A 12,864-nucleotide genomic window follows, 5' to 3' on the forward strand; every position below is an offset into this window, starting at 1 on the left:
CCTCAGGAGCGGTGGTCTTTCTAAGATTCATGTTCGACGACTTCGGGCTCCGCCTGAGGCATAGCCGGAATGAATCGCGTGGGCGAGGGATGGTTGCTGATGAGGATCCAGGGCATACCCCTGCGGATCCATCCCAGCTGGTTCGTGATTCTCGGCCTGGTCACAGTGCTCTTTCAGCAGCAGTACAGCGCCCAGTTCGCCGGCCAGGCCTCCCTGCTCAGTCTCTGGTTGCTCTCCCTGGCAACGGCGCTGCTGCTGTTCGTTTCGGTGCTGCTGCATGAGCTGGGCCATTCGCTGGTGGCGATCGCCCACGGCGTCAAGGTCCGCAGCATCACCCTGTTCATGCTGGGCGGGGTGGCCACGGTGGAGCGGGAGTGCAGCACGGCGCTGGCCGCTCTGCAGGTGGCGGCCGCCGGCCCCCTGGTCAGCCTGGTGCTGGCCGGGCTGCTGCTTCAAGGCAGTCACTTCGTTTCCCACCTCTCGCCGATGGCGGGCGAAATGGTGGAGCAGCTCGGGGGCCTGAACCTCATGCTTGGCCTGTTCAACCTGCTGCCCGGTCTGCCCCTGGATGGCGGTCTGATCGTCAAGGCGCTGGTGTGGCAGCACACCGGCAGCCAGCGGCGTGGGGTGCAGGTTGCGGCGGCGATCGGCCGCTTCCTGTCGCTGATGGCGATCGGCATGGGCACCCTGCTGGTGCTTCGTGGCGGCGGCTTCGGAGCGATCTGGCTGGTGCTGCTGGGTTGGTTCGGGCTCGGCGCCTCCAGGAGCCAGCTCCAGCTGCTCTCCCTGGAGACGGCCCTCCGCGATCTCAAGGTCCGTGAGGCCGCCGGCCGTCGTTTCCGGGTTCTCGAGGCCGATGCCTCGTTGAAGGAGCTCAGCGGGGTTCGCCGCAGTGATCCCTCCAACCAGCCTGCTGACTGGATCCTTGTCTGTGATCGGGGCCGCTGGAAAGGCCTGATCGACGATGGAGCCCTGCAATCACTGCCGGTCCAGCGCTGGGAGATCGAGCAGGTGGGGGATCACCTGCAGCCGCTTGCCTCGCTCAGTTCCATCAGCGAGTCTGCGCCGCTGTGGCAGGCGGCCCTCAAACTGGAAGAGCCTGGCGTCAATCGTCTGCTTGTGCTCAGTGACGCGGGCCTCCCATCCGGGACCATTGAGCGTCCGGAGCTTTCCGAAGCGGTGCTGAAGCGTCTGGGCCTGCGCCTGCCGACGGCCTTGTTGGATGCGGCCCGGCGACAGGGCAGCTACCCGATGGGCCTGGCCCTTGGCCAGGTAGCCCGTGGCATCGCCGGCTCTCTCCCTGCGGAACCCGGCTCACCGCCCGCCACCCCGCCTGCGATCAGCTCCGCGAAGTGAGGCCGGCCCGAGCCAGGGGCACTGGTTCGCTCCCAGCCTGCTGTCGACGGAGATCGATCGCGGCAAGCTCCGTCTCGTTGAGCGGGCTCGAATCAAATCCACCCCCACCCAGAGCCGCCTCTGCCGAACAACGCAGATGCGCCAGGAGGGCATCCCCATCGATCGGCAGGGCAGACAGCTCAGGTGGCTCGGCGCCGAAGATCTCCATCCAGAGGCCTGGGGTGGGCGAGAGCTGCACACTGCCGTGCTGAAGCAGATGGCCCTGGCGCCACAGCTGGGCACTCCCCACCCGCTTGGCTCCGTTGAGCTCCACCAGATCAGCGCTGGTGCTGGTGGCAAAGCAGCTGCTGCGCTGCAGCCCGGGCGCCGAAGAGCCGAAGGCCAGGGGGCAGCCAAGTTGCTGAAATCCATCCAGCAACCACTGGCTCGCCAGGCGATAACTGAGGCTGCGCGGCCCTGGAGCCTGGGGCCACAGCAGGGCATAGGTGAGGCAACCACCGTGCAGAACCGCCCGACCACCGCTCGGTCGCCGCACCACCTTGATCAGCCCCTGCTGCTCCAGAGTGGTCCAGTGGGGCTCCAGCGTGCGCTGGTGGAAACCAAGGGAAAGGGTGGGGGTCGACCAGGTGTAGAAGCGAAAGGCTGCCGATCCACGGCCAGCCACCAGCTCATCGAGCAGCCACTCATCGATGGCCATCTGCCAGTCGCCTGGGCCGTTGAGTGGCGGAATCCAGCGCCAGCGGCTTGGGAATGGTGGGGTGATGGGAGATCCTGGAGCCAATGGTCAGGAGTGCTCTTGATCCCACCATGGTGATGGAGCTGCTGCCCCTGCTGCCCCTCGGCCTGCTGGCCGGCCTGCTCTCAGGGCTGCTGGGTGTCGGAGGTGGTCTGGTCTTCTCACCCCTGCTGCTCCTGCTCGGCCTCACCCCCCACCAGGCTCTGGCCACCAGCACCCTGGCCATCGTGCCCACCACCTTCGGGGGGACCTGGTCCCATCTTCGAACCGGCAGGCTGGCCTGGCGTGAGGGCATTTGGATCGGCCTCAGCGCCGCCGGCAGCGGCCTCCTGTTCAGCCATCTCGGCAACGGGCTGAGCGGCTGGCACCTGCTGGCGATCCAGGCGGCCATGTACGGACTTCTGGCCTTCAGCATCCGTGCGACGCAGTCAGAGGCGGACAGCAGGGAGCAGCCACGAGTGGCTGCCATCGGCCTGATCGCCGTGGGCAGCGTCGGTGGACTCGGCGGCGGCCTGCTCGGCCTCGGCGGCGGACTGCTGATGGTGCCGCTGATGGTGCGCATTCTGGGTGTGCCGATCCATCAGGCCATCCGGCTCAGCACTCTTGCCGTGCTCTGCTCCAGTTCAGCCGCCTCTGCCGAGTTTCTGATCGGGGGGCGAGCCAATGCCTCGATGGCCCTGCTGCTGGGCGGATCCGCGGCCTTTTCAGCTCGCTGGTCAGCCGCCCGGCTGGACCGGGTGAGTGAACAGACCCTGGTCTGGCTGCTCCGGCTGGTCACCCTGCTGCTGGCGATCGACGCCGGCCGAAGGGCGATCAGCCTGGGGCTCAGCAGCTGAACGTCCGCCCCAGGCCCAGCAGCATTCAACCGTTCAGAGGCAGGGGTTGCCAGAACGCTGAGTCCAGTTCAAAGCCGAGCATCGCCGCCATCTGGGCCAGCCCACCGCGACAACCGAGCCCATGCAGCTGACTCCAGTGATCGAGCAGGAAGAGCCGGTGGGTGATCCAGAGTTCCAGGGATTCCGGGGCGAAACGGATGCCCTCGGTGCGGCTGAAGCCATGGGGAAGCAACATCGCCACATGACGACAGAGCTGGCCACTGCTTCGCTCCAGAATCAAGGGCAACCAGGGATGCAGCGCGTCGGCCCGCAGGCTCCAGAGCCGCAATTCGGGCAACTCGGAGAGTTCCCGCGGATCCGCCTCCGACCGCGGCCACTCGAAGTTCAAGGCAAGCTTGCCAGCACGCTCCAGCAGGGCCGCCGGGGGTAGATCGCGCCAGAGCTGGAGCGGGGTCAGATCGAGCGAGCGGATCTGGCTGGCCGAGATCGTGAGCGGAGCGGAGGAGGGAGCCATCAAGAGCTATGACAACCCGCGGCCTGGCAGCGGCGAGGGGTGAGTTGGAGCTGAACAATGGTGGCGACAATCGTTCCCCGTCGTCGGCCATGGTCACAACACTCAGCCAGGTAGAAGTGCTGATCGCTCTAGTGGTCGCCGCCCACGCCGGTGTGCTGGCGATTCGCCTCTGCGTCAGCCTTTACAACGCCTGATCCAGAAACGGGAAGCCCTGGACCTTGGCATCTGCACGGAGAGCTGTTAGAAGCGGGGCCTAGCTCGCGACTCCGCCTTGACAGCCGCCCAGCGCTCCGCTCCCTTCGGCTCAAGATCGACTGGATCATCCACGATCGGTTCTTCAACGGCGGGATCATCACCGTTTGAGCCCTCCCAGGAGACTGGCCGGCGCAGGCGCAGCGACGGACCGAGTCGTTCTGAATCTCCACGCCCTCAGCAGCGGCCCTCGGGCGAGCGGCAGGAGGTGTTGTGCAGCGTGATCGGGCTCACCGTCAAACTCGGTGTTGCCATGTTGGCCGCCGTGAGTCTCACCCATCTCGCCGCTGCCTATCAGCAACGGCTCGATCGTCACGGTGAACTGAGCGCCATCCTCGATATCGAAACCGCCCGGCTGCGGCGGGCCCAGGCCCGTTTCGACAAGCTCTTTTCAAAGGAAGGAGAACAGCAGCTGCTGCGAGAGCAGGATCAATGGATCGCCCCGAATCGCCTCCGGGTGGTCTGGGAGCCCCCCAAACAATCCAGTTCGCTTCACTCCCGCCTCTGAACATCCGCGGCGAGCCGGGCAACCATCACCTTCTGTTGAATTCCACTCATCCGGCAGCCGCTGAGGCACCCGGCTGGCTTTAGGTATGGGCTCAACGCAGCAATTCGCCAGCATGGCGTCCGATTCCGATCCAGCCATCCAGCCGTTGGCGACAGCCCAGCCGCTCAGCCCGGCAGCAGCGCAAGCCCCGGGCACCGTTCTGATCACAGGCTCTTCCTCAGGCGTCGGCCTTCATGCCGCCAAGGCCCTCGCAGCCAGGGGCTGGCATGTGGTGATGGCCTGCCGGGACACGGCCAAGGCCCGCGCAGCAGCAGCAAGCCTGGGCATTCCCGAGAGCTGCCTGAGTCATCTGCAGGTGGACCTCGGTGATCTCGCCAGCGTCAGGAAAGTGCCGGAAGCCTTCAAGGCGACAGGACGTTCGCTCGACGCCATGGTCTGCAACGCAGCCGTGTACCTGCCCCTGCTCAAGCAGCCCCGACGCTCCCCCCAGGGCTACGAACTCTCGATGGCCACCAACCATTTCGGGCATTTCCTGTTGATTCAGCTTCTGCTCAAGGAGCTCGAACGCTCGGCGCATCCATCCAGACGGCTGGTGATCCTCGGCACCGTCACGGCCAACTCAAAGGAACTCGGTGGCAAGATTCCTATCCCTGCACCCGCTGATCTGGGCGATCTGGCCGGCTTCCGGGCCGGCTTTCAGGCGCCGATCAGCATGGCCGATGCCAAGCCCTTCAAGCCTGGCAAGGCCTACAAGGACAGCAAGCTCTGCAACATGATCACCACCCGAGAGCTGCACAGGCGGCTGCATGCCAGCACGGGCATCGTGTTCACATCCCTGTACCCCGGCTGCGTCGCCGATACGCCCCTTTTCCGCAACAGCTATCCGCTGTTCCAGCGCATCTTTCCCTGGTTCCAGAAGAACATCACCGGTGGATACGTGAGTCAGGAGCTTGCCGGTGAGCGGGTCGCCATGGTGGTGGCCGACCCGGCCTTCGCCAGCTCAGGCGCGCACTGGAGCTGGGGGAACCGCCAATCGGCCAACGGCAGGCAATTCATCCAGGAGCTCTCCGAGAAAGCCAGTGATCAGGCCACGGCGGAGCTGATGTGGGATCTCACCAGCCAGCTGGTCGAGCGTGTCTGATGCTCTCGGTGGGTGACAGATTCACCGCCCTCCAAGTAGAGGGCGGAGCAGAGCTGCTGAAGCCTGCTAAGACAGGCTTGGATTGATCGGGTTCCGCAGGGCCTCGTCATAGCAAAAATCAGGATTCCCAATCCTGCGATTTTCAGCCTCACGTTCCCAGCCTGAAAGTTCTTAGCGAAGTATGCCGATGCCTCGACCATTGCGCTGGGCCCTGGCCATCGGACTGGCCGGGCTGCTGATTGTGGGCGGGGCTCTGCTGCTGCCCTTCTCCGATTGGTTTCCCGGTGGAACCGTTGCTGGCATCTCCAAACAGGAGGTGGTCAATGGGACGGCCTTCAATCGCCTCTTCCCCGCACCGGCAGCTGGAGAAGACCTTGTCTTCAGCCAGGAGAAGCGCGGTTTCAGTGAAGCCAGGCTGAAGCGCGATGGCGCCGTGGTGGCCCTGCTGGCCATCTCCGACACCAGCACGGCGCCGGAGGCCAGGGCCAAGTTCGAGTCCGCCAGCGAGGCGATCGCCGGTTGGCCCCTGGTCGAACAGGGGCCCCAGGCCAGCGCCCTGCTGGTGGCCGATCGTTTTCAGGTCAAGGTGATCGGCCAGGGCAGTGGGCTGGATCCGCAACGGAGGCACGCCTTGCTCGGCGCCTTCGATCTCCCCCGAATCGCAGCCCTGGAACCCAGCCGTCAGAGCCGCACCAAGCCCCGTGGCCAGCTGGCTGAGCAGCTCGGCGAAGCCCTGCCGGCAGCGCCTCCAGCCACCCTCCAGCCCCAGCCCGAGCTGCAACCTGCCGCATGAGCCGTACTGTCCTCGAACGCCTTGAGCGCCTGCCTCGCAGAGATCTCACGGTGCTGGCTCTCAAGGGCATCAGCACCCTGGTTCCTGGTGGCTGGAGCAACCCCACCAGCGCCGACCAGATGATCAGCGAGGTGATCGGTAGCCAGGATCCTCAGCTGATCCGACAGGTCAGGATCCGCGCCGATCAACTCAGCGGCGCCCGCGCCGAGGGGTATGGCCGGGCCCTGAGCCTCTACGACGCGGTGAACCGCTCCCAGCACGCCACCGGTGGATTGCGTCTGCTGGCCAATGTCACGGCCGGCCTGCCCCTGCTGAAGCGGATCTCAGGCATCACCCCGCCGGGGGACACACTCCAGGCCGTGGACCTGAGCCTGAAGGTCGGGGCTGAGCTGCTGGCCTTCACCCAGGTGAACGGCCTGCCTGGAGACAGCTTCGCCGATTTCGGCGCCGCCCTGGCCGACTACGCCGGAGAGGCCCGGGTGCGGATGGCAGCCCTGATCTGCTTCGACGGACTCCTCCCCCTCGGCGATCAGGCCCTGCAACGCCTCGACGGCCTGCTTGGAGCCGCCGGCAGCGGCGACCTCCACAAACTGCCGGCCTACGGGCGGATGGCAGCACTGATCCCTGGCCGGGGCGATGCTGCCCACATGAGCTTTCTGCGCCGTGGGGTGGATCAATGGCTGGGCTGGGCTGGTGGCTTCGTGGGCCAACTGGGCCTGAGCGGTCAGAAGGCGGTGGCTGCGCTTGAAGGAAGCATCGGCCCCTGGCAGGGGCGCTTTGATCAGCTGGCCGCATTCCTCGATGCCTTCACCGACACCTATGCCCATACCGGCGTGCAGGCGGTGGCCCGGCGACTGGTGGAGCGGGCAGCCGCGGAGATCTGACCGCCTTGGGCCTCGGCCAGTCCCGAGGCTGATCAACCACCCTGGTCCGCCCTCCCAGCTGTGGCCAGGAAGAGGCGCATCACCCGCTCGGCCGTATCGGCGACCATCTCCCGGCCTTGATCCATGGCCTGCTGAAGGCTCACCGGACCGGGCACCAGGGACACGATGCTGGTCAGACCCATGCCGTAGAGGAGTTCCGCTCCCGCACCGATGCTGCCGACAATGGCCACCACCGGGACCCCCTGCCGCTGCGAGCGCTGCACCACGCCTCGGATCGTTTTGCCATGCAGGGTCTGCTGATCAATCCGTCCCTCGCCGGTCAGCACGAGCTGGGCGCCCCGGATGGCTTCGGTGAAGCCGCAGGCCTCCATGACCAGGTCGATACCGGGCCGGAGCTCGGCGCCGAGAAAGGCGATCAGTCCGGCGCCCAGGCCCCCGGCAGCACCGGCGCCTGGCTGGTGGCGGACCCGACGGCCGAACGTGGGTTCGATCAGGTCGATCGCCTGGCCGAGCAGGGCTTCCAGCCTCCCGACGATCACGGCGTCGGCCCCCTTCTGGGGTCCATAGACAGCACTGCAGCCATCGGGACCCAGCAGTGGGTTATCCACGTCACAGGCCACCAGGATGTGGCTCTGCGCCACAGCCGGGTGGAGACCGGCTGGATCGATCCTGGCCACCTCAGCCAGGCCTTCTGCGGTGATCGGCTCAAGCATCTCCCTGCCATCGGCCCGGAAGAAACGGATGCCCAGCGCCTGGGCCATGCCGACGCCGAGGTCATTGGTGGCCGAGCCGCCGATTCCCACGATCAGGCGGCGTGCCCCCCGATCCAGGGCCGCGCCGATCAGCTGCCCGGTGCCATAGCTGGTGGTGTGGAGTGGATTGCGACTGGCGACAGGAATGAGCGGCAATCCGGAGACACAGGCCATCTCGATCACCGCTGTGCTTCCGCCGTGGATCAGTCCGATCAGGCCATCGACCGGCCGCCGCTGGTCCGGCAGGGGCCCGGTGGCCGCAACGCTGATCCGCTCCCCGCCACAGGCGGCGACGAGTGCCTCGGTGGTGCCTTCACCGCCATCGGCCATCGGCAGGGCAACCAGTTCGGCGTCGGGTCGAACGCGGCGCACACCCTCTCGAAACCCATCGCACACCTCCAGAGCCGTCATCGAACCCTTGAAGGAATCCGGCGCCAGCACGATCTTCATGGAAGGCTTTCGGATGGATCGTCGCGCTCAGCAGCCAGGCTGATCACCCTGATTCACCGATCGTTCGGAATGCGGCCAATGGGAGCGCCAGCCCCCAGCGCGACCGCACGGTCCATCTGCCCGTCAATCGAAGCCCAGCAGATCGAAGATATCCCGGTCCTTGAGCGACTCGGCCTCCAGCGGCTCCACGTCGCTGAGCATCTTCTGAGCCAGGCTCAGATACTCCTGTTGCACCGCTTCCACTTCCGGGCTGGCTTCCATCTCGAAGATCGTGCACTTCTTCAGGCGTGATTTCCTGATCGCATCCACGGTCTTGAAGTGGGCCATCGTGCGCAGGCCGGTGCGCTGATTGAACTTATCGATCTGGTCGGTTTCTTCGGAGCGGTTGGCGATCACACCACCGAGCCGCACCTTGTAGTTCTTGGCCTTGGCATTGATCGCCTGCATGATCCTGTTCATGGCGAAGATCGAGTCAAAGTCGTTCGCCGTGACGATCAGGCAATAGTGAGCGTGCTGCAGGGGGGCGGCGAAGCCACCGCAGACCACATCGCCGAGCACATCGAAGATCACCACGTCGGTGTCTTCCAGCAGGTGGTGTTCCTTGAGCAATTTCACCGTCTGGCCGGTGACGTAGCCGCCGCAGCCGGTGCCGGCCGGCGGGCCACCCGATTCCACGCACATCACGCCGTTGTAGCCCTCGAAGACGAAATCTTCAGGGCGGAGCTCCTCGGTGTGAAAGTCGACGGTTTCGAGGATGTCGATCACCGTGGGCACCATCCTCTTGGTGAGGGTGAAGGTGGAATCGTGCTTGGGATCGCAGCCGATCTGAAGCACCCGCTTGCCCAGCTTCGAGAAGGCGGCCGAGAGGTTGGAAGAGGTGGTGGATTTGCCGATGCCGCCCTTGCCGTAGACGGCGATCACCAGGGCACCCTCCTCGATCGCCATCGCAGCGTCCTGATGCACCTGCAGGCTGCCTTCGCCGTCTTCATGGCCCGACGGGGCCCCTGCGGTGGTGGGAGGCGTGAGTGTGGTGGTCATGGGAAATGGCAAGCCGAGGGAACGGCGATCGATTCATCTAAGGGCAAGCCCCCTGTGGCTGCAGGGGGTTCGTGCAAACCGAAACATCAACAATCGAGCTGATGCTCAGGCTGAGGATCGGCTCCACCCAGCGATTCAGCGGCTGAGCTGGGCCTTGGCGTCGTAGAGAACCTCCGCATCAATCCGGGCGACGCCCCGCTCCCGGGCAAAGATTTCGGTGTTGCGCCGCACCTTGCCGCGCACGAAGAAGGGGATCTTGGCCAGTTCCGCCTCCCCATCGGGCGTCCAGAGCGGAGATGCATCGACAGGGATGGCGAGATCCTGCACCGTCCCGATCAGCGTTGGCACCGGAGCTTCCTCTCGGCGGGGATCGGTGGCGCTGGCGACCGCTGGCGCCCCGTCTGCCAGATGGCTGCGGTGGCCCTCGATGAATTCGAAGTCGTGGCGGAACATGCCGATCAGGTGTTCCTCCAGCCCCATCATCAAGGGATGCACCCAGGTGTCGAAAATCACGTTGGCTCCCTCCCAGCCCATCTGGGGGGCATAGCGAGCCGGCACATCCTGCACATGGAGGGGGGCGCTGATCACCGCGCAGGGAATACCGAGCCGCTTGGCGCTGTGGCGCTCCATCTGGGTGCCGAGCACCAGCTCCGGAGCGGCCTCGGCCATGGCTTGCTCCACCGCCAGGTAGTCGTCGGAAATGAGCGCCTCAAGGCCGAGTTCTTGGGCGACGGCACGCACCTCACGGGCCTGTTCGCGGCTGTAGGTGCCGAGCCCCACCACCGTGAAGCCGAGTTCACGGCTGGCGATCCGCGCAGCCGCGATCGCGTGGGTGGCATCGGCAAAGATGAACACCCGCTTGCCGGTGAGGTAGGTGGAATCCACCGAACGGGAATACCAGGGCAGCCGCGAGCTCTGATCTGCCTCCAGGCTGGCCGGTGCCTCCAGACCGAGCAGGGCGTGAAGCTCCCTCAGGAACTGGGCTGTGGCACCGATGCCGATCGGCACCGTTTTCAGCACCGGTGTGCCGAAACTGCGCTCCAGCCAGCTGCAGAGGGGAGCGGCCACCTCCGGGTAGAGGCAGAGGTTCACATCGGCGGCCGGCAGCCGCAGCAGGTCGGCGGGCCTGGCGCCCAGCGGTGCCACCGTGTTCACATCGATGCCGTGCTCCGCCAGGAGGCTCCGCAATTCCCTGACGTCGTCACGGCAGCGAAAGCCCAGCAGGCTGGGGCCGAGGAGGTTCACCCGTGGCCGACGGTCTTCGGCACGCCAACGGGTCGGATCAGCCTTGGGGCTGCCTGGAGGAGGCAGTTGGTTCCTGAGCAGGCCGCGACAGAGCTGGTAGAGGGTTTCAGCCGCACCCCAGTTCTCCTTTTTCGAGTAGGCGGGCAGCTCCAGGCTGACCACCGGGATCCCAAGCCCCATGCCGGCTGCCAGCGATCCCGGCTGGTCCTGGATCAGCTCGGCCGTGCAGCTCTCACCGACCAGAAGGGCTTCCGGCTGAAACCGATCCACCGCCTGCTGGATCGAGCGCGTCACCAGTTCAGCCGTGTCCCCGCCGAGGTCGCGGGCCTGGAAGGTGGTGTAGGTGACGGGCGGACGGCGGCCGCGTCGCTCGATCATCGTGAACAGGAGATCGGCATAGGTATCGCCCTGGGGGGCATGCAGCACGTAGTGCACACCCTCCATCGAGGCGGCGACGCGCATCGCACCCACATGGGGCGGGCCTTCGTAGGTCCAGAGGGTCAGTTCCATTGGAGAAGATCGCGACGGTGCAGGGGACGGGCGAACAGTTCGGCCAGATCGGCAGCCTGGTCACAACCGTGAATCGGGCTGAACACCAGTTCGATCGACCATTTCGTGGCGATGCCTTCGGCCTCCAGGGGATTGGCCAGGCCAAGACCGCAGACCACGAGATCAGGTCGGCTGGACCTCACCCGCTCCAGTTGACGCTCCACATCCTGGCCTTCACTGAGCTGGGTCCCGGGCGGCAGCAGGGCCAGTTCCTCGGCCATCAGTTGCCGGTCGAGATAGGGGGTGCCCACCTCCACCAGCTCCATGCCGCACTCGCGGCTCAGGAAGCGGGCCAGGGGAATCTCCAGCTGGGAATCGGGCAGCAGGAACAGGCGCTTGCCCTCCAGCTGGCGGCGCAGGGGCTCAAGGGCCCGCCGACCACGCGCCACCAGGGGATCCAGCACCGTGTCCCGGTGGGCGGAGTCGATTCCGAAGGCGGCGGCGGCGGCAGCCATCCAGGCAGAACTTCCTTCCACACCAAGCGGAAATGGGCTGGCGATCCTTGTGGCTCCCCGGCGTTCGAGGGCCCGGACGGTATCACTGAGGAAAGGCTGGGCAAGCAGCAGCCGGGTTCCTGGGCCCACTGGTGGCAACTCAGTGGACTGGCGCGGCGGCAGACTGCGCACCGGCCCGATCCCGAGGCGCTCGAACAGGGTGAGGAACCGTTCCTCCACCCCATCCGCCAGGGTGCCGACCAGCAGCAGCTGGGTTTCATCCGTGGCGGGAAGCATCGGCACCAGGGCCGCCAGGGCCGCATCCTCGCCCTGGGTGAAGGTGGTTTCGATGCCGCTGCCTGAGTAGTTCACCACCCGCACCCGCCCCCTCAATCGGCTGGTGAGCCGCTCGGCGGCCTTGGCCAGGTCGAGCTTGATCACCTCGGACGGGCATGAACCGACCAGGAACAGCATGCGGATCTCGGGTCGCCGGGCAAGCAGATCGCCCACCAGCCGGTCGAGCTCATCGTTGGCATCAGCCAGGCCGGCCAGATCCCGTTCGCCAAGGATCGCCGTGCCGAAACGGGGCTCGGCAAAGATCATCACCCCTGCCGCCGACTGGATCAGGTGGGCGCAGGTTCGGGAGCCGACCACCAGAAAAAAGGCATCGGGCATGCGGCGATGCAGCCACACGATCGAGGTGAGGCCACAGAACACCTCCCGCTGGCCGCTTTCCTTGATCAGCGGCGGCAGGGTTGGCGTAGCGGCCATGGAAGGGTTCGATCGATCCCTTCCTGGTTACCTCAGAGGATGCCGAAGAAGATTTTGAACCGGCCCCATCCGCGCTTTCCTTCACATGGCTTCATATTTCTCAGGGTGGATGAGCAACGCTTATCAAGGCCAGCTCAGACGGTGATGAGTCATCACACCCAATTCACTTGACGGCGGGGTACGTCGAAGAGCACTGTTCTCATCGAACCTCCTTTTCTTTGTCCCGGAGTCGTCAATGGCGAGTGAAACCATGGGCATTGCCCTCGGCATGATCGAAACACGTGGCCTCGTGCCTGCCATCGAGGCGGCAGACGCGATGACCAAAGCGGCTGAAGTCCGTTTGATCGGCCGCGAATTCGTCGGCGGCGGCTACGTCACCGTCCTGGTGCGCGGCGAAACCGGTGCAGTCAACGCAGCTGTCCGAGCAGGCGCAGATGCCTGCGAGCGCGTCGGTGACGGCCTCGTGGCCGCCCACATCATCGCCCGCCCCCACCGCGAAGTGGAGCCAGCCCTCACCAGCAGCTTCGGAGTCGGATCCAAGGACTGAGTCCTGATGCGCCCCTGAATCAACGGGCGCCCAGCCCTCCCCTTCCCAATCGATCCAC

At 65.7% G+C, this 12,864-nt stretch carries 14 protein-coding genes; 8 read left to right on the forward strand and 6 right to left on the reverse strand.

The window, feature by feature from the left end; all coding sequences use genetic code 11:
• Positions 1-78: 78 nt before the first annotated feature.
• Entirely contained in the window at positions 79-1,356 is a 1,278-nt protein-coding gene (locus tag ACXMDY_RS05045) for a site-2 protease family protein (protein ID WP_259701328.1), read from the forward strand.
• Here ACXMDY_RS05045 and ACXMDY_RS05050 read toward each other — a convergent pair.
• On the reverse strand, positions 1,340-2,053 hold the full coding sequence (locus tag ACXMDY_RS05050; RefSeq protein WP_259701273.1) for a lipoyl protein ligase domain-containing protein: 714 nt from the start codon (positions 2,051-2,053) through the stop codon (positions 1,340-1,342). The genes ACXMDY_RS05045 and ACXMDY_RS05050 overlap by 17 nt on opposite strands.
• Before the next feature lie 83 nt (positions 2,054-2,136).
• Between ACXMDY_RS05050 and ACXMDY_RS05055 the strand changes: the two genes are divergently transcribed.
• Positions 2,137-2,928, forward strand: coding sequence for a sulfite exporter TauE/SafE family protein (locus ACXMDY_RS05055; RefSeq protein ID WP_259701272.1), 792 nt, complete (start codon positions 2,137-2,139; stop codon positions 2,926-2,928).
• Positions 2,929-2,953: 25 nt separating this feature from the next.
• Here ACXMDY_RS05055 and ACXMDY_RS05060 read toward each other — a convergent pair whose 3' ends face one another.
• The gene (locus ACXMDY_RS05060) at positions 2,954-3,442 is read right to left on the reverse strand and encodes a CRR6 family NdhI maturation factor (RefSeq protein ID WP_259701271.1); all 489 of its coding nucleotides are present in this window, start codon (positions 3,440-3,442) and stop codon (positions 2,954-2,956) included.
• Between the two features lie 89 nt (positions 3,443-3,531).
• On the opposite strand from ACXMDY_RS05060, the gene psaM reads away from it, so the two are divergent.
• The 5 genes from psaM to ACXMDY_RS05085 all read left to right on the forward strand — a co-directional run bounded on the left by psaM (position 3,532) and on the right by ACXMDY_RS05085 (position 7,020).
• Entirely contained in the window at positions 3,532-3,636 is a 105-nt protein-coding gene (psaM, locus tag ACXMDY_RS05065; RefSeq protein WP_255087898.1) for a photosystem I reaction center subunit XII, read from the forward strand.
• 323 nt (positions 3,637-3,959) lie between these two features.
• Positions 3,960-4,202: a hypothetical protein gene (locus ACXMDY_RS05070; RefSeq protein ID WP_457767412.1), complete on the forward strand. Its 243-nt coding sequence runs from the start codon at positions 3,960-3,962 to the stop codon at positions 4,200-4,202.
• 112 nt (positions 4,203-4,314) lie between these two features.
• A complete protein-coding gene (locus ACXMDY_RS05075) occupies positions 4,315-5,343 on the forward strand; it encodes a protochlorophyllide reductase (RefSeq protein ID WP_259701269.1) in 1,029 nt (342 codons plus the stop codon).
• Positions 5,344-5,530: 187 nt separating this feature from the next.
• Positions 5,531-6,136: a hypothetical protein gene (locus ACXMDY_RS05080; RefSeq protein ID WP_259701268.1), complete on the forward strand. Its 606-nt coding sequence runs from the start codon at positions 5,531-5,533 to the stop codon at positions 6,134-6,136.
• Positions 6,133-7,020: a hypothetical protein gene (locus tag ACXMDY_RS05085; protein ID WP_259701267.1), complete on the forward strand. Its 888-nt coding sequence runs from the start codon at positions 6,133-6,135 to the stop codon at positions 7,018-7,020. The genes ACXMDY_RS05080 and ACXMDY_RS05085 overlap by 4 nt, the downstream gene beginning before the upstream one ends.
• A 32-nt stretch (positions 7,021-7,052) precedes the next feature.
• On the opposite strand, the gene ACXMDY_RS05090 is transcribed toward ACXMDY_RS05085, so the two are convergent.
• The 4 genes from ACXMDY_RS05090 to ACXMDY_RS05105 form a co-directional block, all read right to left on the reverse strand.
• On the reverse strand, positions 7,053-8,222 hold the full coding sequence (locus tag ACXMDY_RS05090; RefSeq protein WP_259701266.1) for a glycerate kinase: 1,170 nt from the start codon (positions 8,220-8,222) through the stop codon (positions 7,053-7,055).
• Between the two features lie 123 nt (positions 8,223-8,345).
• Positions 8,346-9,260 (reverse strand): ferredoxin:protochlorophyllide reductase (ATP-dependent) iron-sulfur ATP-binding protein, encoded by a 915-nt coding sequence (bchL, locus tag ACXMDY_RS05095; RefSeq protein ID WP_259701265.1) that lies wholly within the window; start codon positions 9,258-9,260, stop codon positions 8,346-8,348.
• Between the two features lie 135 nt (positions 9,261-9,395).
• Positions 9,396-11,015 (reverse strand): ferredoxin:protochlorophyllide reductase (ATP-dependent) subunit B, encoded by a 1,620-nt coding sequence (locus ACXMDY_RS05100; protein WP_259701264.1) that lies wholly within the window; start codon positions 11,013-11,015, stop codon positions 9,396-9,398.
• Positions 11,006-12,259: a ferredoxin:protochlorophyllide reductase (ATP-dependent) subunit N gene (locus ACXMDY_RS05105; RefSeq protein ID WP_259701263.1), complete on the reverse strand. Its 1,254-nt coding sequence runs from the start codon at positions 12,257-12,259 to the stop codon at positions 11,006-11,008. The genes ACXMDY_RS05100 and ACXMDY_RS05105 overlap by 10 nt, the downstream gene beginning before the upstream one ends.
• Positions 12,260-12,494: 235 nt before the next feature.
• Here ACXMDY_RS05105 and ACXMDY_RS05110 point away from each other — a divergent pair, with 235 nt between their 5' ends.
• Positions 12,495-12,806 (forward strand): BMC domain-containing protein, encoded by a 312-nt coding sequence (locus ACXMDY_RS05110; RefSeq protein WP_255087884.1) that lies wholly within the window; start codon positions 12,495-12,497, stop codon positions 12,804-12,806.
• Positions 12,807-12,864 lie beyond the last annotated feature (58 nt).

This window comes from Cyanobium sp. ULC082 (genome assembly GCF_977927535.1).

Bases quoted from the DNA above. Each gene is read 5' to 3' on its own strand.
- ACXMDY_RS05085 (WP_259701267.1), top strand. From the start codon at position 6,133: ATGAGCCGTACTGTCCTCGAACGCCTTGAGCGCCTGCCTCGCAGAGAT.
- ACXMDY_RS05100 (WP_259701264.1), bottom strand. From the start codon at position 11,015: ATGGAACTGACCCTCTGGACCTACGAAGGCCCGCCCCATGTGGGTGCG.
- ACXMDY_RS05080 (WP_259701268.1), top strand. From the start codon at position 5,531: ATGCCTCGACCATTGCGCTGGGCCCTGGCCATCGGACTGGCCGGGCTG.
- ACXMDY_RS05110 (WP_255087884.1), top strand. From the start codon at position 12,495: ATGGCGAGTGAAACCATGGGCATTGCCCTCGGCATGATCGAAACACGT.
- ACXMDY_RS05055 (WP_259701272.1), top strand. From the start codon at position 2,137: ATGGTCAGGAGTGCTCTTGATCCCACCATGGTGATGGAGCTGCTGCCC.
- ACXMDY_RS05090 (WP_259701266.1), bottom strand. From the start codon at position 8,222: ATGAAGATCGTGCTGGCGCCGGATTCCTTCAAGGGTTCGATGACGGCT.
- ACXMDY_RS05075 (WP_259701269.1), top strand. From the start codon at position 4,315: ATGGCGTCCGATTCCGATCCAGCCATCCAGCCGTTGGCGACAGCCCAG.
- ACXMDY_RS05105 (WP_259701263.1), bottom strand. From the start codon at position 12,259: ATGGCCGCTACGCCAACCCTGCCGCCGCTGATCAAGGAAAGCGGCCAG.
- ACXMDY_RS05060 (WP_259701271.1), bottom strand. From the start codon at position 3,442: ATGGCTCCCTCCTCCGCTCCGCTCACGATCTCGGCCAGCCAGATCCGC.
- ACXMDY_RS05050 (WP_259701273.1), bottom strand. From the start codon at position 2,053: ATGGCCATCGATGAGTGGCTGCTCGATGAGCTGGTGGCTGGCCGTGGA.
- bchL (WP_259701265.1), bottom strand. From the start codon at position 9,260: ATGACCACCACACTCACGCCTCCCACCACCGCAGGGGCCCCGTCGGGC.
- psaM (WP_255087898.1), top strand. From the start codon at position 3,532: ATGGTCACAACACTCAGCCAGGTAGAAGTGCTGATCGCTCTAGTGGTC.